Origin of the sequence: Leisingera sp. XS_AS12, assembly GCF_041224635.1 — a bacterium.
Lineage (GTDB): Bacteria > Pseudomonadota > Alphaproteobacteria > Rhodobacterales > Rhodobacteraceae > Leisingera.
The window spans coordinates 33,997-50,862 of sequence record NZ_JBGFGM010000103.1 but is presented as its reverse complement, the minus strand read 5'-3'; the positions used below and the strand labels follow the sequence as shown (position 1 = coordinate 50,862).

The window sequence follows — 16,866 nt, the reverse complement described above, 5'->3', positions numbered from 1 at the left end:
ACCCATGCTGAAGGATCAGGACCGGATCTTTACCAACCTTTACGGCATGCACGAGCGCACGCTGGCTGGCGCCAAGGCGCGCGGCCATTGGGACGGCACCGCAGGCATCATCGAGAAGGGCCGCGACTGGATCATCCAGACGATGAAGGATTCCGGTCTGCGCGGCCGCGGCGGCGCGGGCTTCCCCACGGGTCTGAAATGGTCCTTCATGCCCAAGGAAAGCGACGGACGCCCGGCCTACCTGGTGATCAACGCTGACGAATCCGAGCCCGGCACCTGCAAGGACCGGGAAATCATGCGCCACGATCCGCACACGCTGATCGAAGGCGCGCTGATCGCCAGCTTCGCGATGAACGCCCATACCTGCTACATCTACCTGCGCGGCGAATACATCCGCGAGCGCGAGGCGCTGCAGGCAGCGATCGACGAATGCTATGATCAGGGCCTGCTGGGCCGCAACGCGGCCGGTTCGGGCTGGGATTTCGACATCTTCCTGCACCACGGGGCAGGGGCCTACATCTGCGGCGAGGAAACCGCGCTGATCGAAAGCCTTGAAGGCAAGAAGGGCATGCCCCGGATGAAGCCGCCGTTCCCGGCGGGCGCGGGGCTCTATGGCTGCCCGACCACCGTGAACAACGTCGAATCCATTGCCGTCGTTCCGACCATCCTGCGCCGCGGCGCGGAGTGGTTTGCCTCTTTCGGGCGGCAGAACAACGCGGGCACCAAGCTGTTTGCGATCTCCGGTCACGTCAACACCCCCTGCGTGGTGGAAGAGGCGATGAGCATCTCCTTCGAGGAGCTGATCGAGAAGCACTGCGGCGGCATCCGCGGCGGCTGGGACAACCTTCTGGCGGTGATCCCCGGCGGCTCCTCCGTGCCCTGCGTGCGCGGTGAGAACATGCGCGACGCGATCATGGACTTCGACTACCTGCGCGGCGAGCTGGGCTCCGGCCTCGGCACCGCGGCGGTGATCGTGATGGACAAGCAGACCGACATCATCAAGGCGATCTGGCGGCTTGCGAAGTTCTACAAGCACGAAAGCTGCGGCCAGTGCACCCCGTGCCGCGAAGGCACCGGCTGGATGATGCGGGTGATGGAGCGGCTGGTGCGCGGCGAGGCAGAGCTGGAAGAGATCGACATGCTGTGGGATGTGACCAAGCAGGTCGAAGGCCATACGATCTGCGCGCTCGGCGATGCGGCGGCCTGGCCGATCCAGGGCCTGATCCGCAACTTCCGCGAGGAAATCGAGGACCGCATCAAGGCGCAGAAGTCGGGCCGCATGGGCGCGATGGCCGCGGAGTAATCACCAGTGGACGCTTTGGCCGCATATTCCCATGCTCTGGTCGCTTTGGCGGGGTTTGCCGTCATTGTGCTGCTGCTGTCGCCGCTCTCGGCGCTGGCCAAGCAGAAGGCCGGGCTGGCACCGGGCGGCACCCCGGCAGAGGACTATGCGAACCCGGCCTACCGGTTGAACCGCGCCTATCTGAATGGCTGCGAAACCCTGCCGATCTTCCTTACCGTGACGCTGCTGGCGATTCTTGCCGGGGCGGCCCCGTTCTGGGTGAACATGCTGGCGTCCCTGGTGCTGGTGACCCGCATTCTGATGGTGATCGTGCACATCCGCGGCATCGGCCGCGAGCAGGCTGGGGCAAGAACGATCTTTTACGTGACGGGCTGGGCCTTGATGCTCGGCCTGGCAATTCTGGCATTGGTGGCACTGTTTTGAGCATGAATGAACGATATCGTGTGGCGGCCCCGCTGGTGATCGCGGCTGTCCTGGCGCTGACAGGGTGCGAGGCCGTCGTCGGCAACAAGCGCCCCCTGTATGACGGCGTGCCTTTCAAGACGAGCGCCAAGGCTGTCGACAAAAAGGTGAACCGCGCGCTGTTCTCGGTGACGGTCAAGGACGCAGGACGTTCGATCACCGGGGCGCTGCAGGCGGCTGCCCATGCCGGAACGCGCTACTGCATCGAAAACTATGGCACCTCGCGGATCGACTGGGCCGTGAACCCCTCGGACGAAAACGCGCCGCTGACGCTGAGCGGTGGTGATGCGATTTTCCAGGGAACATGCAACCCGTGAGCAGGAGCGCGGCATATCAGCAGCGTCTGCTATTGCATAGCAGAGCTGTGCTGCGGCGCAGTGGCCTCTCTTTTGCAAAGGAGAGACCCATGTTGCGTACCCTGACGGCCGCCACCCTGACCCTGGTCCTGGCGTTGCCTGTGGCAGCCTTGGCCAAGCCATCCCTGCGTGATGTCGCTGAAATCGAAGACCCGCTGTTCGCCGTCGCCGTCGCCAAGGAAGTGGCGGACCATTGCGACAGCATCGCGCCTCGCTACTTCAAGGGGCTGGGCGAGCTGCGCCGTCTCAAGTCGCGGGCGAATGCCCTGGGCTACAGCGATGCCGAGATCCGCGAATACATCGAATCCGACGATGAAAAGGCGCGGATGCGGGCCAAGGGCGAGCGGCTGCTGGCGCAAAACGGCGTCAGCTACGGCGAACCGGAAACTTTCTGCGCCTATGGCCGCGCGGAGATTGAGAAAAACAGCGCGATCGGCGTGTTACTGAGGGCGAAATAGACCATGTCTGACCTCCGCAAGATCAACATTGACGGAACCGAGATCGAGGTGGACGGGGCAATGACCCTGATCCAGGCCTGCGAAGAGGCGGGCATCGAGATCCCGCGCTTCTGCTATCATGAGCGCCTGTCGATTGCCGGCAACTGCCGCATGTGCCTCGTCGAGGTCGTTGGCGGCCCGCCCAAGCCCGCGGCCTCCTGCGCGATGCAGGTGCGTGACCTGCGCCCGGGGCCCGAAGGCCAGGCGCCGCAGGTGAAAACCAACTCGCCCATGGTCAAGAAGGCCCGTGAAGGCGTGATGGAATTCATGCTCATCAACCACCCGCTGGATTGCCCGATCTGCGACCAGGGCGGCGAATGCGACCTGCAGGACCAGGCGATGGCCTATGGCCTGTCGGGCAGCCGCTTCAAGGAGCCCAAGCGGGCGGTGGATGACCTGGATCTCGGCCCTCTGGTGGACACCACCATGACCCGCTGCATCTCCTGCACCCGCTGCGTGCGCTTCACCACCGAGGTCGCTGGCATCACCCAGATGGGCCAGACTGGCCGTGGCGAGGATGCGGAGATCACCTCCTACCTGAACCAGACCCTGCAATCGAACCTGCAGGGCAACATCATCGACCTCTGCCCGGTGGGCGCGCTGACCTCCAAGCCCTATGCCTTTACCGCACGCCCCTGGGAGCTGACCAAGACCGAAACCATCGACGTGATGGACGCGCTGGGGGCGAACATCCGGGTCGACACCAAGGGCCGCGAAGTGATGCGCATCCTGCCGCGCAACCACGACGGCGTGAACGAGGAGTGGATCAGCGACAAGACCCGCTTTGTCTGGGATGGCCTGCGCCGCCAGCGTCTCGACCGCCCCTATGTGCGCGTCGACGGCAAGTTGAAGCCCGCCACATGGCCCGAAGCCCTGTCCGCGGCGGCCAATGCCATGCAGGGCAAGAAAGTTGCGGGGCTGATCGGTGATCTGGCCCCGGTCGAGGCGGCCTTTGCGCTGAAACAGCTGATCGAGGGGTTTGGCGGTAACGTTGAATGCCGCACCGACAACGCCCGGCTGCCAATCGGCAACCGTGCGGGCTATGCCGGCACCGCCACCATCGAGGACATCGACAACGCCAAGTTCATCCAGCTGATCGGCACCAACCCGCGTGACGAGGCCCCGGTGCTGAACGCCCGCATCCGCAAGGCGTGGCTGAATGGCGCCCAGGTCGGCCTGGTCGGCCAGCCTGCAGATCTGACCTACGACTACGCACATGTCGGCACCGACCGGGCAGCCCTGTCGAGCCTGCTCGACAAGGACCATGGCGCCATCAAGGATGCGCCGTCGGTGGTAATCGTGGGGCAGGGTGCGCTGCGCGAAGCCGACGGTCTGGCGGTTCTGGCCGCTGCGCAGAAACTCGCGGCCGACACCGACTCCAAACTGCTGGTGCTCCACACTGCCGCCTCCCGCGTTGGCGCGATGGACATCGGTGCGGTCACCGAAGGCGGCATGGCCGCCGCCATCGACGGAGCCGAGGTGATCTACAACCTCGGTGCCGATGAGGTGGAGATCGACGCAGGTGCCTTCGTGATCTACCAGGGCAGCCATGGCGACCGTGGCGCGCATCGCGCCGACGTGATCTTGCCCGGCGCCGCCTATACCGAGGAAAACGGCCTGTTCGTGAACACCGAAGGCCGTCCACAGCTGGCGATGCGCGCCGGTTTTGCACCGGGCGAGGCCAAGGAAAACTGGGCCATCCTGCGGGCGCTCAGCGCCGAGGTCGGAAAACAGCTGCCCTACGATTCGCTGGCGCAGCTGCGGCAGGTTCTGGTCGCGGCAGTGCCGCACTTGGCCAAGATCGACCGGGTGACTGCGAAGGAAGGGGCCCCGCTGGCACAGGACACGCTCGGCACTGCCGACTTCCTGCCCGCGATCCGCGACTTCTACCTGACCAACCCGATCGCGCGCGCCTCGCAGCTGATGGCCGAGCTGTCCGCGGGTGCCAAGACCCGCACGACCGGGAAACTGGCTGCCGAATGATCCGTTTCGCCCTCATATCTGTGCTGATGCTGGCCGCCTGCGCGATGGAGCCGGGCAGCACCGGCGCGCGGCCCACCCCGGTCTACGAAGGGGTGGAGACCAGCCTGCTTGAGGGCGATCTGGTGCAATTTCATGTCTCCATGCGCGATGTGCGCGACACTGGGGATCTCGACAAATATGCGGAATGTGCCGCCGCGCAATATGCGCTGATCCGGGGTTACGGGTTTGCGCGCCACGTGCGCACGACAATGAAACAGGCAGGGGGCAGCCGGACCGCCGATGCGGTCTATCTGATCTCCCCCGCTTTGCCGCGCGGCTTGCGCACCATCGACGCCGAGGTCGTGGTGGCGGATTGCGCGGCGAACGGAATACCCACGGTGTGAGGACCTATGGCTGATTTCTTTAACACTCCAGGCGGCATCGCTGTTCTGATCCTGGCGCAAGTGCTGGCAGTTGTTGCCTTTGTGATGATCTCGCTCCTGTTCCTCGTCTACGGGGACCGCAAGATCTGGGCCGCGGTCCAGATGCGCCGGGGCCCGAACGTGGTGGGCGTCTTCGGCCTGCTGCAATCGGTGGCGGATGCGCTGAAATACGTGGTGAAAGAGGTGGTGATCCCCGCGGGCGCCGACCGCACCGTGTTCATCCTCGCGCCGATGACCAGCTTCGTTCTGGCGATGATCGCCTGGGCGGTGATCCCGTTCAACGACGGCTGGGTGCTCTCGGACATCAACGTCGCCATCCTCTATGTCTTCGCGGTCTCCTCGCTCGAGGTCTACGGCGTCATCATGGGCGGCTGGGCGTCGAACTCCAAGTATCCGTTCCTCGGCAGCCTGCGCTCGGCGGCGCAGATGATCTCCTACGAGGTCTCCCTTGGCCTGATCATCATCGGCATCATCATCTCCACCGGAAGCATGAACTTCGGCGACATCGTGCGCGCACAGGATGGCGACCTGGGGCTGTTGAACTGGTACTGGATCCCGCATTTCCCGATGGTGTTCCTGTTCTTCATTTCTGCGCTGGCGGAAACCAACCGCCCGCCCTTCGACCTGCCGGAAGCGGAATCCGAACTGGTGGCGGGCTACCAGGTGGAATACTCCTCGACCCCGTTCCTGCTGTTCATGGCCGGCGAATATATCGCCATCTTCCTGATGTGCGCGCTGACCACGCTGTTGTTCTTCGGGGGCTGGCTCAGCCCGATCCCGGGCCTGCCGGACGGCGTGCTGTGGATGGTCGCCAAGATGGCGTTCTTCTTCTTCCTCTTCGCGATGGTAAAGGCGATCACCCCGCGCTACCGCTATGACCAGCTGATGCGGCTGGGCTGGAAAGTGTTCCTGCCGTTCTCGCTGGCCTGGGTGGTCTTTGTGTCCTTTGCTGCAAAATTTGACTGGTTCTGGGGCATCTTCGCCCGCTGGACCGTGGGAGGCTAACTGATGGCGAACATCGACTACACCCGCGCCGCCAAATACTTCCTGCTGCAGGATTTCTGGGTCGGCTTCAAATTGGGGCTGAAGTATTTCTTCGCCCCCAAGGCAACCGTGAACTACCCGCACGAAAAAGGCCCGCTGTCGCCCCGCTTCCGCGGCGAGCACGCGCTGCGTCGCTATCCCAACGGCGAGGAGCGCTGCATTGCGTGCAAGCTCTGCGAGGCGGTCTGCCCGGCGCAGGCGATCACCATCGACGCGGAACCGCGCGAGGACGGAAGCCGCCGCACCACGCGCTATGACATCGACATGACCAAATGCATCTACTGCGGTTTCTGCCAGGAAGCCTGCCCGGTGGATGCGATTGTCGAGGGGCCGAACTTCGAGTTCGCCACCGAGACCCGCGAGGAGCTGTTCTACAACAAGGAAAAACTCCTGGCCAACGGCGACCGCTGGGAAGCCGAGATCGCCCGCAACCTCGAAATCGACGCCCCCTACCGATGAAAGAGCCGCGCAAAAGTTTCCCGAAAACTTTTGCCATGACTTTTTGAAAAGTCTCGGGCCAGAGGAGATGACGTGACCAAGCAGCCGCCAAACCCGTTTGAGGCCATGATGGAACAGATGCAGGCCCAGGCCCAGCAGATGGCCAAGGCGTTCAATCCGGCGCTGGAGAACTTCTCGCCCTCCGAGGCCTTCAAGGAGTTCGAGGCGCTGTGGCCCACCATGCCCAAAGAGGTCATGGAAATGATGTTCGGCAATACCGTCAACAAGGACGGTCTGGATGCCAAGACCCGGCTGCTGCTGACGCTGGCCGGGCTCACCTGCCAGGGCGCACAGGCCGACAGTGCCGTGCGCCAGACCGTGCGCCACGCCCTCGCGGCAGGTGCCAAGAAACAAGAGATCGTGGAAACGATCGGACAGATGTCGGTCTTCGCCGGCATTCCGGCCATGAACCGGGCGCTGGATCTGGCGCAGCAGGTCATGGACGACAAAAGGGACGATGAGACATGAGCGTTTTTGCCTTCTACCTCTTCGCCATCAGCGCAATCACCGGCGGGCTGTTCACCGTGATCAGCCGCCAGCCGGTGCATTCGGTGCTGTGGCTGATCCTGGCCTTCCTTTCCTCGGCCGGGCTGTTTGTGCTGTTGGGGGCGGAATTCGTCGCCATGCTGCTGGTCATCGTCTACGTGGGGGCGGTCGCGGTGCTGTTCCTCTTCGTGGTGATGATGCTGGACGTGGATTTTGCCGAGCTGAAAGCGGAGATGGCAAAATACATGCCGCTGGCGCTGCTGATCGGCCTGGTGATCCTGATGCAGTTCGTGATGGCCTTTGGCGTCTGGGAAACCGCCCACAAGGCGCCGGAGCTGCTGGCCAATCCGGTGCCTGCGGACCGCCACAACACCGAGGCGCTCGGCCTCATCATCTATGACCAATATTTCCTTCTGTTCCAGCTATCGGGCCTGATCCTGCTGGTGGCGATGATCGGCGCGATCGTGCTGACGCTGCGCCACCGCACGGATGTCAAACGCCAGGACGTCGTCGCCCAGATGATGCGCGACCCGGCGATGGCGATGGAGCTGAAGGACGTGAAACCGGGGCAGGGGCTGCAAGGCAAATGATCGGACTTGAACATTATCTGACCGTCGCGGCGACGCTGTTCGTCATCGGCATCTTCGGGCTCTTCCTTAACCGCAAGAACGTCATCATCCTGCTGATGAGCATCGAGCTGATGCTGCTGGCGGTGAACATCAACCTGGTGGCGTTCTCCAGCTTCCTGGGCGATCTGGTGGGGCAGGTGTTTACCCTGTTCGTGCTGACCGTGGCCGCCGCCGAGGCCGCCATCGGCCTTGCGATCCTGGTCTGCTTCTTCCGCAACCGCGGCACCATCGCCGTCGAAGACGTCAACGTGATGAAGGGCTAAAGAACCATGGAAACCATCCTCCTCTTTGCCCCGTTGGTGGGGGCGGTGATCTGCGGCTTCGGCCACAAGTTCATCGGTGAAAAAGCCGCCACGATCACCGCGACGGCCCTGTTGTTCCTGTCGGCGCTGCTGAGCTGGATCACCTTCCTGTCGTTTGACGGAACCACCGAGACCATCACCATCCTGCGCTGGATCGAGAGCGGCTCGCTGGCGACCGACTGGGCGATCCGTCTGGACCGGCTGACCGCGATCATGCTGATCGTGATCACCACGGTTTCCAGCCTCGTGCACCTCTACTCCTTCGGCTACATGGATCATGACCCGCAGTGGAAAGAGGGCGAGAGCTACAAGCCGCGCTTCTTTGCCTACCTGTCGTTCTTCACCTTCGCGATGCTGATGCTGGTGACCTCCGACAACCTGGTGCAGATGTTCTTCGGCTGGGAGGGCGTCGGTGTCGCCTCCTACCTGCTGATCGGCTTTTACTACCGCAAGCCGTCGGCCAATGCCGCGGCCATGAAAGCGTTCATCGTCAACCGTGTCGGCGACTTCGGCTTTTCGCTGGGGATCTTCGGTCTGTTCTTCCTGACCGACAGTATCAACCTCGGCGACATCTTCGCGGCAGCGCCGACGCTGGCAGAGACCCAGGTGTCCTTCCTGTGGACCGAGTGGAACGCGGCGAACCTCTTGGCCTTCCTGCTGTTTGTCGGCGCGATGGGCAAGTCGGCCCAGCTCTTGCTGCACACCTGGCTGCCGGACGCGATGGAAGGCCCGACCCCGGTGTCGGCGCTGATCCACGCCGCGACCATGGTGACCGCGGGCGTGTTCCTGGTCTGCCGCATGTCGCCGCTGATGGAGTTTGCGCCTGAAGCCACGGCGTTCATCACCGTGCTGGGGGCCGCGACCGCATTCTTTGCCGCCACCGTTGGCCTGGTGCAGAACGACATCAAGCGGGTGATCGCCTATTCGACCTGCTCGCAGCTCGGCTACATGTTCGTGGCGGCTGGCGTCGGCATGTATTCGGCGGCGATGTTCCACCTGTTCACCCACGCCTTCTTCAAGGCGATGCTGTTCCTTGGCGCCGGTTCGGTGATCCACGCGATGCATCACGAGCAGGACATGCGGAACTACGGCGCGCTGCGCAAGAAGATCCCCTATACCTTCTGGGCGATGATGATCGGCACGCTGGCCATCACCGGCGTCGGCATCCCGCTCACCCACATCGGCTTTGCCGGCTTCCTGTCCAAGGACGCGATCATCGAAAGCGCCTATGCGGGCGGCTCGATGTTCGGCTTCTGGGCGCTGGTGCTCGCGGCCTTCATGACGTCGTTCTACAGCTGGCGCCTGATGTTCCTGACCTTCTACGGCGAGGCGCGCGGCGACAAGCACACCCACGACCACGCCCATGAAAGCCCAATGGTCATGCTGATCCCGCTGGGCGTTCTGGGTCTTGGCGCGATCTTCTCGGGCATGCTGTGGTACGGCAGCTTCTTCGGTCACGCCGATCAGGTCGGCAAGTTCTACGGCATCCCGGTGGCCGAGGCCTCGGCAGAGGCCCATGGCGAAGCGGCGGCAGACGATTATGCCGGTGATGAGCACCACTACGCCTTCGTCGGCCAGCCGGGGGAGGGCGCCTTGTACATCGCGCCGGACAACCACGTGCTGGAGGATGCCCATGCCGCGCCCAAATGGGTGAAGGTCTCGCCCTTCATCGCGATGCTGGGCGGCTTGGCGCTGGCCTACCTGTTCTACATCGTGAACCCCTCGCTGCCCAAGCGCCTGGCCAAGCAGCAGCGGCCGCTGTACCTGTTCCTGCTGAACAAGTGGTACTTTGACGAGATCTATGATGCGATCTTTGTCAAACCGGCGGTGGCGCTTGGTCGGCTCTTCTGGAAGAAGGGCGATGGCAAGACCATCGACGGCTTCCTGAACGGTCTGGCGATGGGCATTGTTCCCTTCTTCACCCGCCTCGCGGGCCGGGCGCAGTCCGGTTACATCTTCACTTATGCCTTCTGGATGGTGCTGGGCATTGCCGCCCTGGTCACCTGGATGTCGATCGGCGGAGGAGCGCACTGATGGACAATCTCCTTTCTATCGTCACCTTCATCCCGGCGCTTGCGGCGGCCATCTTGGCCCTGTTGATGCGCGGCGCGGATGAGGCGGCGCAGCGCAACGCCAAATACGTCGCGCTTTTTGCCACCACCGTCACTTTCCTGATCAGCCTCGGGATCTATTCCCAGTTCGATCCCGCCAATACCGGCTTCCAGTTCGTCGAAGAGGCGGAATGGATCTTCGGGTTGAAGTACAAGATGGGCGTCGACGGCATCTCGGTGCTGTTCGTCATGCTGACCACCTTCATCATGCCGCTGACCATCCTGGCCAGCTGGTCGGTCACCGACCGGGTGAAGGAATACATGATCGCCTTCCTGCTCCTGGAGACCCTGATGCTGGGCGTCTTCATGGCGCTGGACCTGGTGCTGTTCTACCTGTTCTTCGAGGCGGGCCTCATTCCGATGTTCCTGATCATCGGTATCTGGGGGGGCAAGGAGCGGATCTACGCTTCGTTCAAGTTCTTCCTCTACACCTTCTTCGGCTCGGTACTGATGCTGGTGGCGATGGTGTTCATGTATGTGGATGCCGGCACCACCGATATTGAGACCCTGCTGACCCACAGCTTCTCGGCGGCGTCGTTTGACGTGCTGGGCCTGCACATCGTGGGGGGCGCGCAGACGCTGATGTTCCTCGCCTTCTTTGCCTCCTTCGCGGTGAAGATGCCGATGTGGCCGGTGCACACCTGGCTGCCGGACGCGCACGTACAGGCGCCGACCGCGGGCTCCGTGGTGCTGGCGGCGATCCTGCTGAAAATGGGCGGCTACGGCTTCCTGCGCTTCAGCCTGCCGATGTTCCCGGTTGGGGCAGACGTGATGACCGACGTGGTGCTGTGGATGTCCGCCATCGCGGTGGTCTACACCTCGCTGGTCGCCATGGTGCAGGAGGACATGAAGAAGCTGATTGCCTATTCGTCCGTCGCACACATGGGCTTTGTCACCATGGGCATCTTTGCCGCCAACCAGCAGGGCGTCGACGGCGCGATCTTCCAGATGATCAGCCATGGCTTCATCTCCGCCGCGCTCTTCCTCTGCGTCGGCGTGATCTATGACCGCATGCACACCCGCGAGATCGACGCTTATGGCGGCCTGGTGATCCGTATGCCCGCCTATGCGCTGGTCTTCATGTTCTTCACCATGGGCAACGTCGGCCTGCCGGGTACCTCTGGCTTCATCGGTGAGTTCCTGACCCTGATGGGCGCCTTCCAGAAGAACACCTGGGTCACCGCAGTGGCGGCAACCGGCGTGATCTTCTCGGCGGGCTACGCGCTGTGGCTCTACCGCCGCGTGGTGTTCGGCGACCTGATCAAGGGCAGCCTCAAGACCATCCAGGACATGAGCGCCCGCGAACGGTTCATCTTCGCGCCGCTGGTGGTGATGACCCTGCTGCTGGGCGTCTACCCGGCGCTGGTCACCGACATCATCAGCCCCTCGACCGAGGCGCTGGTCGCTAACTTCAACCAGTCTCTGGCTGCTGCCGATACCTCGGCGGCGACCCAGATTGCTTCGCACTAAGGGAGCATCAGGCAGATGATCCAAGCTGATCTCACCGTAATCCTGCCAGAGATCGTTCTGGCACTATACGCCATGGCGGCGCTCTTGGGCGCGGTATACACCGGCAAGGACAGGCTGGCGGGCCCGCTGGTCTGGTCCACCGCCGCGCTGCTGGCGGTGCTGGCCTTCTGGATCGGCTCCAGCCCGGCCGGAACGCAGACCGCCTTTGGCGGCATGTTCATCGACGACGGTTTCTCGCGCTTTGCCAAGGTGGCGCTGCTTCTGGGCGCCGCTGCGGTGCTGCTGATCGGTCAGGAATACATGGCCCGGCGCGGCATGCTGCGGTTCGAATACCCGATCTTGGTCGCGCTCTCCGCCGTGGGCATGATGATGATGGTCTCGGCAGGCGACCTGATGGCGCTTTACATGGGGCTGGAGCTGCAGTCGCTGGCGCTGTACGTCGTGGCTGCAATGCGCCGCGACAGCGTGAAATCGACCGAGGCGGGCCTCAAGTATTTCGTGCTGGGGGCGCTGTCCTCCGGTCTGCTGCTCTACGGTGCTTCGCTGGTCTACGGCTTTGCCGGAACCACGAAATTCGCAGGCATCATTCAGGTGGCAGAGCAGGGCCACATGTCCATCGGCATGCTGTTCGGCCTCGTCTTCATGATCTCGGGGCTTGCCTTCAAGGTCTCCGCGGTGCCGTTCCACATGTGGACGCCCGACGTCTACGAAGGCTCTCCGACGCCGGTCACCGCCTTCTTTGCCACCGCACCCAAGGTGGCGGCGATGGGCCTGTTTGCCCGCGTGCTGCATGACGCCTTCGGCGGCGCCATCGCCGACTGGCAGCAGGTGATCGTGGTTCTGTCGGTGCTGTCGATGTTCCTCGGCGGGATTGCCGCCATCGGCCAGCGCGACATCAAGCGTCTGATGGCCTTCTCCTCCATCGCCCACATGGGTTATGCGATGATCGGCCTTGCGGCCGGGACCGAGGCAGGCATCAGCGCGATGCTGGTGTACCTCGCGATCTATGTCACCATGAACATCGGCACCTTCTCCTTCATCCTGATGCTTGAGAAGGACGGCAAGCCGGTCACCGACATTCTGGCCCTGAACCAGTTCGCCGCGCGCGAGCCGGGCAAGGCGCTGGCGGTGCTGGTGCTGATGTTCTCGCTGGCGGGCGTGCCGCCGATGCTGGGCTTCTTTGCCAAGCTGGGCGTGTGGAAGGCGGGCGTGGACGCCGGGCTGATGGGGCTGGTGATCGCCTCCGCCGTGGCCTCGGTCATCGGTGCCTTCTACTACCTGCGGATCGTGTTCTACATGTACTTCGGCACCGGCGAGGGCGATGTCGAGGCCAAGGGCTCCCCGGTGCTGGCGGTGGCCCTGATGGCCTCGGCAGCGATGATGCTGGTGGGCGTGGTCTACCAGTTCGGCATCGACGGCGCGGCGGCTGCGGCTGCGGCCACCCTTGTAAACTGATCGGCTTTTCATCAGGCTGAACGGGCCCGGTCGCTTGACCGGGCCTTTCGCACTTTCTAAGGAGCGCGCATGAGCTGGCCAGCAGGATATGGAAAACGGGTGCTGCCCGAGGTCGACAGTACCCTGGACGAGGCGGCCCGTATTGCCGACGGGCTGGCGGGGCCGGAGTGGATTCTGGCCCTGCGTCAGACCAAGGGCCGCGGCCGACGCGGTCGCGACTGGAAAGACCCCAAGGGCAATTTCGCCGCCACCCTGGTGATGCGCCCCGAAGGCGCTCCGGGTCAGGCGGCGCTGCGCAGCTTCGTGGCAGCCCTCGCGGTCTATGACGCTTGCGTCGCGGTCACCGGCCGTAGCGACGGCTTGTCTCTGAAATGGCCCAACGACGTGCTCTTGAAGGGCGGCAAGCTGGCCGGCATCCTGCTGGAAAGCTCGGGCAATGGCAAAGGCGTCAATCACCTGTTCGTCGGCATCGGCGTCAATCTGGTGGAAACCCCGATGAAGGAATGGCTGGAACCCGGCGCGGTCTGGCCGGTGTCGCTGTTGTCGGAAACCGGCGTGCAGGTCTCGCCCGAGGATTTCCTCGAAGCCCTGGCAGAGGCCTTTGCCCGCTATGAGCATCAGTTCTCCACCTACGGGTTCGAACCGATCCGTACCGAGTGGCTCGCCCGCGCGGCCAAGCTGGGCGAGGTGATCACCGCCCGCACCGCCAATTCTGAAACCGAAGGCACATTCGAGACGGTGGACGCCAACGGCAACCTCGTCCTAAACACGGCCAAGGGCCGTGTCAGCATCCCGGCGGCGGACATCTTTTTCTAGAAAGGGGCAGCGATGCTTCTGGCAGTTGATTGCGGCAACACCAACACGGTCTTTTCGATTTATGACGGCGAAGAGTTTATCGCCATGTGGCGCACGGCCACCGACTGGAAGCGCACCGCCGACCAATATTATGTCTGGCTCAACACGCTGATGCGGCTGCAGGGCATCGAGGCGGATATCACCGACATGATCGTGTCTTCCACGGTGCCGCGGGTGGTGTTCAACCTTCGGGTGCTGGCCGATCGGTATTTCAACACGCGCCCGCTGGTCGTGGGCAAACCCGAGTGCAAGCTGCCGGTCGCCGTGCGGGTTGATGAAGGCACCCAGGTCGGGCCCGACCGCCTGGTCAACACCGTGTCCGGTTTCGACCAGCATGGCGGCAACCTGATCGTGGTCGATTTTGGCACGGCAACCACCTTTGACGTCGTCGCCGAGGATGGCGCCTATATCGGCGGGGTGATCGCGCCCGGCGTGAACCTCAGCCTTGAGGCTCTGCACCAGGCCGCGGCGGCCTTGCCGCATGTGGACATTACCAAGCCGCAGCGTGTAATTGGCACCAACACCGTCGCCTGCATGCAGTCCGGCGTGTTCTGGGGCTATGTCGGCCTTGTGCGCGAAATCTGCGACCGCATCAAGATGGAACGCGGCGTGGCGATGAAAGTTATCTCAACAGGCGGGCTGGCGCCTTTGTTCCAGCAAACGGCAGATCTGTTCGATGCGTTCGAGGAAGACCTCACCATGCACGGGCTTCAGATCATACATAAATACAACAAGGAAAACGGAACTGACGCATGAGCAGTGAACGACTGATATACCTGCCCCTCGGCGGGGCGGGTGAAATTGGCATGAATGCCTATGTCTATGGCTACGGACCGCAGGACAAGGAGCGGCTGATCCTGGTCGACCTCGGCGTGACCTTCCCGGACATGGACACGACCCCGGGTGTGGATCTCATCATGCCGGACATGACCTGGCTGAAAGAGCGCGTGGACCGGCTGGAGGGGATTTTCATCACCCACGGTCACGAGGACCACATCGGCGCCATCGCGCATATGTACTCCAGCCTGAGCGTGCCGATCTACGCCCGCCCCTTCACCGCCAACCTCGCGCGGCGCAAGATGGAAGAAGCGGGCCACGACCCGGCCAACGTCGTCACCGTCGAGGCCTGGCCCGAGGTGACACGGCTTGGCCCCTTCACGGTTGGCGTCGCGCCGATGAGCCATTCCATCCCCGAGAGCGGCGCCCTGGTGATCGACAGCCCGGCAGGCCGGGTGGTGCACACCGGCGACTTCAAGCTGGATCCGAACCCGCTGGTGGGCGAACCCTTCGATCCCGAGATGTGGGCGCAGATCGCCGCGCCGGGCATCCAGGCGCTGGTCTGCGATTCGACCAACGTCTTCTCGACCCATCCGGGCCGCTCGGAATCGGAATTGCCGGAGCCGATCACCGAACTGTTCGCCAATGCCAAGGGCATGGTGGCCGCCACGACCTTTGCCTCCAACGTGGCGCGGGTGAAGACGCTCGCAAAGGCGGGCGAGAAGGCCGGGCGCTCCATCGTGCTGCTGGGCCGGGCCATGCGGCGGATGATCGAAGCCGCGGTGGAAACCGGTGTGCTGAGCGATTTTCCCAAGACCATCAGCCCCGAGGACGCCAGCGATGTGCCGCGCGAGAACCTGATGCTGATCACCACCGGCAGCCAGGGCGAACGCCGCGCTGCCACCGCCCAGCTGGCGCGCGGCAAGTACCGCGGGCTGGAGCTGAAGGAGGGTGACCTGTTCCTGTTCTCCTCCAAGACCATTCCGGGCAATGAAAAGGGCGTGATCCACATCATCAACCAGTTCTCGGAAAAGGGCGTCGATGTGGTGGACGACAGCTCGGGCCTGTACCACGTGTCGGGGCATGCCAATGGGCCCGACCTGGAGGCGTTGCACGATTTGCTGAAGCCCAAGATGGTGGTCCCGATGCACGGCGAACACCGTCACCTGCGCCAGCATGCGCGCCTGGCCGAAGCCAAGGGCATCGCCAGCGCGGTGGTGGTCAACGGCATGATGATGGACCTGACGGGCGATGCGCCCAAGGTCACCGGCTATGTCGACACCGGCCGCACCTACCTGGACGGCACGGTCAAATACGGCGCGCTGGACGGCATCGTGCGCGACCGCATCCGCATGGCGCTGAACGGCCATGTCACCGTGACGGTTATCCTCGATGAAGAGGACGAGCCTCTGGGGGAACCCTGGTGCGACATCAAGGGGTTGGCAGAGACCGGCAGCTCCAACGCGGCACTGGTCGAGGTGATGGAAGAGGACCTGAACCAGTTCCTGATGCGGGCCGGGGCCAAGACCCTGCGCAACGAGGAAAAGCTGGAGCAGGAACTGCGTCGCATCGCGCGCCAAAGCGCGCAGAGCGAGATCGGCAAGAAGCCGGAAGTCACGGTGGTGGTCAGCCGCATGCGCTGATCCTGCATGCCGGGGCAGGGCGGCTCTCCCGCCCGGCCCAAGCTGCATCCCGGATGCATCAGGCCCCGTTGGGCCAGGCGCCGCGGTCCCTTGACGGGACCGCGGCGCTGTCGCTTTTGCGGAGACGTAGGGACAGCAGCCTGAAACGGCGGCCAGCAACGAAAAACGCCGCGGCCCTTCGGGGACTCGCGGCGTTTTGATCGTGCCCCGGACGGGGGCCAGTGCAGCCTTGGGCGTCAGCCGTGCAGCGGACGGGCGCAGCTGGGGCAGGAGACCACTTTGCGCGGCGCGCTGAACACGGCGCGGAACAGGGTGCGCAGCATGGAGGCAAAGGCCTCGGCGCGCAGCTCATGTGCGCGTGCCTCGATGGCCTGGAAATCGGCGAGGGTCAGTGTCGGCGTTGTGTTTTCGGTGCTGGTCATGGTTTGGCCTGTCATCAGTGGCGCGTTTTCTGTTGGCGCAGCTATACGCCTCTCTCGGCCCGTTTACGCCAACCAAGATCGAAGACCCGTTATGCTGCAAGTGCAAAGCTTGCCATGCCGCACTTGCATGGGCGTGTCTGAACATCAGTGC

At 63.6% G+C, this 16,866-nt stretch carries 18 protein-coding genes; 17 read left to right on the top strand and 1 reads right to left on the bottom strand.

Annotation, left to right across the window (positions count from 1 at the left end):
- Positions 1-4: 4 nt before the first annotated feature.
- From nuoF to AB9K35_RS12560, 17 genes are all read left to right on the top strand, one after another.
- The gene (gene nuoF / locus AB9K35_RS12640; RefSeq protein WP_222453587.1) at positions 5-1,303 is read left to right on the top strand and encodes an NADH-quinone oxidoreductase subunit NuoF; all 1,299 of its coding nucleotides are present in this window, start codon (positions 5-7) and stop codon (positions 1,301-1,303) included.
- A 6-nt stretch (positions 1,304-1,309) separates the two neighbouring features.
- Complete coding sequence (locus AB9K35_RS12635) at positions 1,310-1,726, top strand: MAPEG family protein (protein ID WP_369926535.1); 417 nt, start codon at positions 1,310-1,312, stop codon at positions 1,724-1,726.
- A gap of 2 nt (positions 1,727-1,728) precedes the next feature.
- A complete protein-coding gene (locus AB9K35_RS12630) occupies positions 1,729-2,082 on the top strand; it encodes a hypothetical protein (protein ID WP_369926533.1) in 354 nt (117 codons plus the stop codon).
- A gap of 89 nt (positions 2,083-2,171) precedes the next feature.
- Positions 2,172-2,579 (top strand): DUF5333 domain-containing protein, encoded by a 408-nt coding sequence (locus AB9K35_RS12625; RefSeq protein ID WP_369926531.1) that lies wholly within the window; start codon positions 2,172-2,174, stop codon positions 2,577-2,579.
- A 3-nt stretch (positions 2,580-2,582) separates the two neighbouring features.
- Positions 2,583-4,601 carry an NADH-quinone oxidoreductase subunit NuoG gene (gene nuoG / locus AB9K35_RS12620; RefSeq protein WP_369926529.1) on the top strand — a complete coding sequence of 673 codons (2,019 nt, stop codon included), beginning with the start codon at positions 2,583-2,585 and terminating at the stop codon, positions 4,599-4,601.
- Positions 4,598-4,984, top strand: a complete 387-nt coding sequence (locus AB9K35_RS12615) for a hypothetical protein (RefSeq protein ID WP_222453582.1) — start codon at positions 4,598-4,600, stop codon at positions 4,982-4,984. Before nuoG ends, AB9K35_RS12615 begins: the two co-directional genes overlap by 4 nt.
- 6 nt (positions 4,985-4,990) lie before the next feature.
- Complete coding sequence (gene nuoH / locus AB9K35_RS12610) at positions 4,991-6,028, top strand: NADH-quinone oxidoreductase subunit NuoH (protein WP_369926527.1); 1,038 nt, start codon at positions 4,991-4,993, stop codon at positions 6,026-6,028.
- A 3-nt stretch (positions 6,029-6,031) separates the two neighbouring features.
- Positions 6,032-6,526: an NADH-quinone oxidoreductase subunit NuoI gene (gene nuoI / locus AB9K35_RS12605; RefSeq protein ID WP_222453580.1), complete on the top strand. Its 495-nt coding sequence runs from the start codon at positions 6,032-6,034 to the stop codon at positions 6,524-6,526.
- A gap of 105 nt (positions 6,527-6,631) precedes the next feature.
- Positions 6,632-7,033 carry a carboxymuconolactone decarboxylase family protein gene (locus tag AB9K35_RS12600; protein ID WP_369926589.1) on the top strand — a complete coding sequence of 134 codons (402 nt, stop codon included), beginning with the start codon at positions 6,632-6,634 and terminating at the stop codon, positions 7,031-7,033.
- Entirely contained in the window at positions 7,030-7,641 is a 612-nt protein-coding gene (locus AB9K35_RS12595) for an NADH-quinone oxidoreductase subunit J (protein ID WP_222453578.1), read from the top strand. The genes AB9K35_RS12600 and AB9K35_RS12595 overlap by 4 nt, the downstream gene beginning before the upstream one ends.
- The gene (nuoK, locus tag AB9K35_RS12590; RefSeq protein ID WP_008553673.1) at positions 7,638-7,943 is read left to right on the top strand and encodes an NADH-quinone oxidoreductase subunit NuoK; all 306 of its coding nucleotides are present in this window, start codon (positions 7,638-7,640) and stop codon (positions 7,941-7,943) included. Before AB9K35_RS12595 ends, nuoK begins: the two co-directional genes overlap by 4 nt.
- A gap of 6 nt (positions 7,944-7,949) precedes the next feature.
- Positions 7,950-10,016 (top strand): NADH-quinone oxidoreductase subunit L, encoded by a 2,067-nt coding sequence (nuoL, locus tag AB9K35_RS12585; protein WP_369926522.1) that lies wholly within the window; start codon positions 7,950-7,952, stop codon positions 10,014-10,016.
- Positions 10,016-11,563, top strand: coding sequence for an NADH-quinone oxidoreductase subunit M (locus AB9K35_RS12580; protein ID WP_222453576.1), 1,548 nt, complete (start codon positions 10,016-10,018; stop codon positions 11,561-11,563). The genes nuoL and AB9K35_RS12580 overlap by 1 nt, the downstream gene beginning before the upstream one ends.
- A 15-nt stretch (positions 11,564-11,578) precedes the next feature.
- A complete protein-coding gene (nuoN, locus tag AB9K35_RS12575; RefSeq protein WP_369926520.1) occupies positions 11,579-13,018 on the top strand; it encodes an NADH-quinone oxidoreductase subunit NuoN in 1,440 nt (479 codons plus the stop codon).
- 69 nt (positions 13,019-13,087) lie between these two features.
- A complete protein-coding gene (locus tag AB9K35_RS12570; RefSeq protein WP_222453574.1) occupies positions 13,088-13,834 on the top strand; it encodes a biotin--[acetyl-CoA-carboxylase] ligase in 747 nt (248 codons plus the stop codon).
- A 12-nt stretch (positions 13,835-13,846) separates the two neighbouring features.
- Positions 13,847-14,629 (top strand): type III pantothenate kinase, encoded by a 783-nt coding sequence (locus AB9K35_RS12565; protein ID WP_222453573.1) that lies wholly within the window; start codon positions 13,847-13,849, stop codon positions 14,627-14,629.
- Positions 14,626-16,293, top strand: coding sequence for a ribonuclease J (locus AB9K35_RS12560; RefSeq protein WP_369926518.1), 1,668 nt, complete (start codon positions 14,626-14,628; stop codon positions 16,291-16,293). Before AB9K35_RS12565 ends, AB9K35_RS12560 begins: the two co-directional genes overlap by 4 nt.
- 236 nt (positions 16,294-16,529) lie before the next feature.
- On the opposite strand, the gene AB9K35_RS12555 is transcribed toward AB9K35_RS12560, so the two are convergent.
- Positions 16,530-16,715, bottom strand: coding sequence for an RSP_7527 family protein (locus AB9K35_RS12555; RefSeq protein ID WP_369926516.1), 186 nt, complete (start codon positions 16,713-16,715; stop codon positions 16,530-16,532).
- Positions 16,716-16,866 lie beyond the last annotated feature (151 nt).

Bases quoted from the DNA above. Each gene is read 5' to 3' on its own strand.
- nuoH (WP_369926527.1), top strand. From the start codon at position 4,991: ATGGCTGATTTCTTTAACACTCCAGGCGGCATCGCTGTTCTGATCCTG.
- AB9K35_RS12570 (WP_222453574.1), top strand. From the start codon at position 13,088: ATGAGCTGGCCAGCAGGATATGGAAAACGGGTGCTGCCCGAGGTCGAC.
- AB9K35_RS12595 (WP_222453578.1), top strand. From the start codon at position 7,030: ATGAGCGTTTTTGCCTTCTACCTCTTCGCCATCAGCGCAATCACCGGC.
- AB9K35_RS12600 (WP_369926589.1), top strand. From the start codon at position 6,632: ATGATGGAACAGATGCAGGCCCAGGCCCAGCAGATGGCCAAGGCGTTC.
- nuoI (WP_222453580.1), top strand. From the start codon at position 6,032: ATGGCGAACATCGACTACACCCGCGCCGCCAAATACTTCCTGCTGCAG.
- nuoL (WP_369926522.1), top strand. From the start codon at position 7,950: ATGGAAACCATCCTCCTCTTTGCCCCGTTGGTGGGGGCGGTGATCTGC.
- nuoN (WP_369926520.1), top strand. From the start codon at position 11,579: ATGATCCAAGCTGATCTCACCGTAATCCTGCCAGAGATCGTTCTGGCA.
- nuoF (WP_222453587.1), top strand. From the start codon at position 5: ATGCTGAAGGATCAGGACCGGATCTTTACCAACCTTTACGGCATGCAC.
- AB9K35_RS12560 (WP_369926518.1), top strand. From the start codon at position 14,626: ATGAGCAGTGAACGACTGATATACCTGCCCCTCGGCGGGGCGGGTGAA.
- AB9K35_RS12555 (WP_369926516.1), bottom strand. From the start codon at position 16,715: ATGACCAGCACCGAAAACACAACGCCGACACTGACCCTCGCCGATTTC.
- nuoK (WP_008553673.1), top strand. From the start codon at position 7,638: ATGATCGGACTTGAACATTATCTGACCGTCGCGGCGACGCTGTTCGTC.
- nuoG (WP_369926529.1), top strand. From the start codon at position 2,583: ATGTCTGACCTCCGCAAGATCAACATTGACGGAACCGAGATCGAGGTG.
- AB9K35_RS12565 (WP_222453573.1), top strand. From the start codon at position 13,847: ATGCTTCTGGCAGTTGATTGCGGCAACACCAACACGGTCTTTTCGATT.
- AB9K35_RS12615 (WP_222453582.1), top strand. From the start codon at position 4,598: ATGATCCGTTTCGCCCTCATATCTGTGCTGATGCTGGCCGCCTGCGCG.
- AB9K35_RS12625 (WP_369926531.1), top strand. From the start codon at position 2,172: ATGTTGCGTACCCTGACGGCCGCCACCCTGACCCTGGTCCTGGCGTTG.
- AB9K35_RS12630 (WP_369926533.1), top strand. From the start codon at position 1,729: ATGAATGAACGATATCGTGTGGCGGCCCCGCTGGTGATCGCGGCTGTC.
- AB9K35_RS12580 (WP_222453576.1), top strand. From the start codon at position 10,016: ATGGACAATCTCCTTTCTATCGTCACCTTCATCCCGGCGCTTGCGGCG.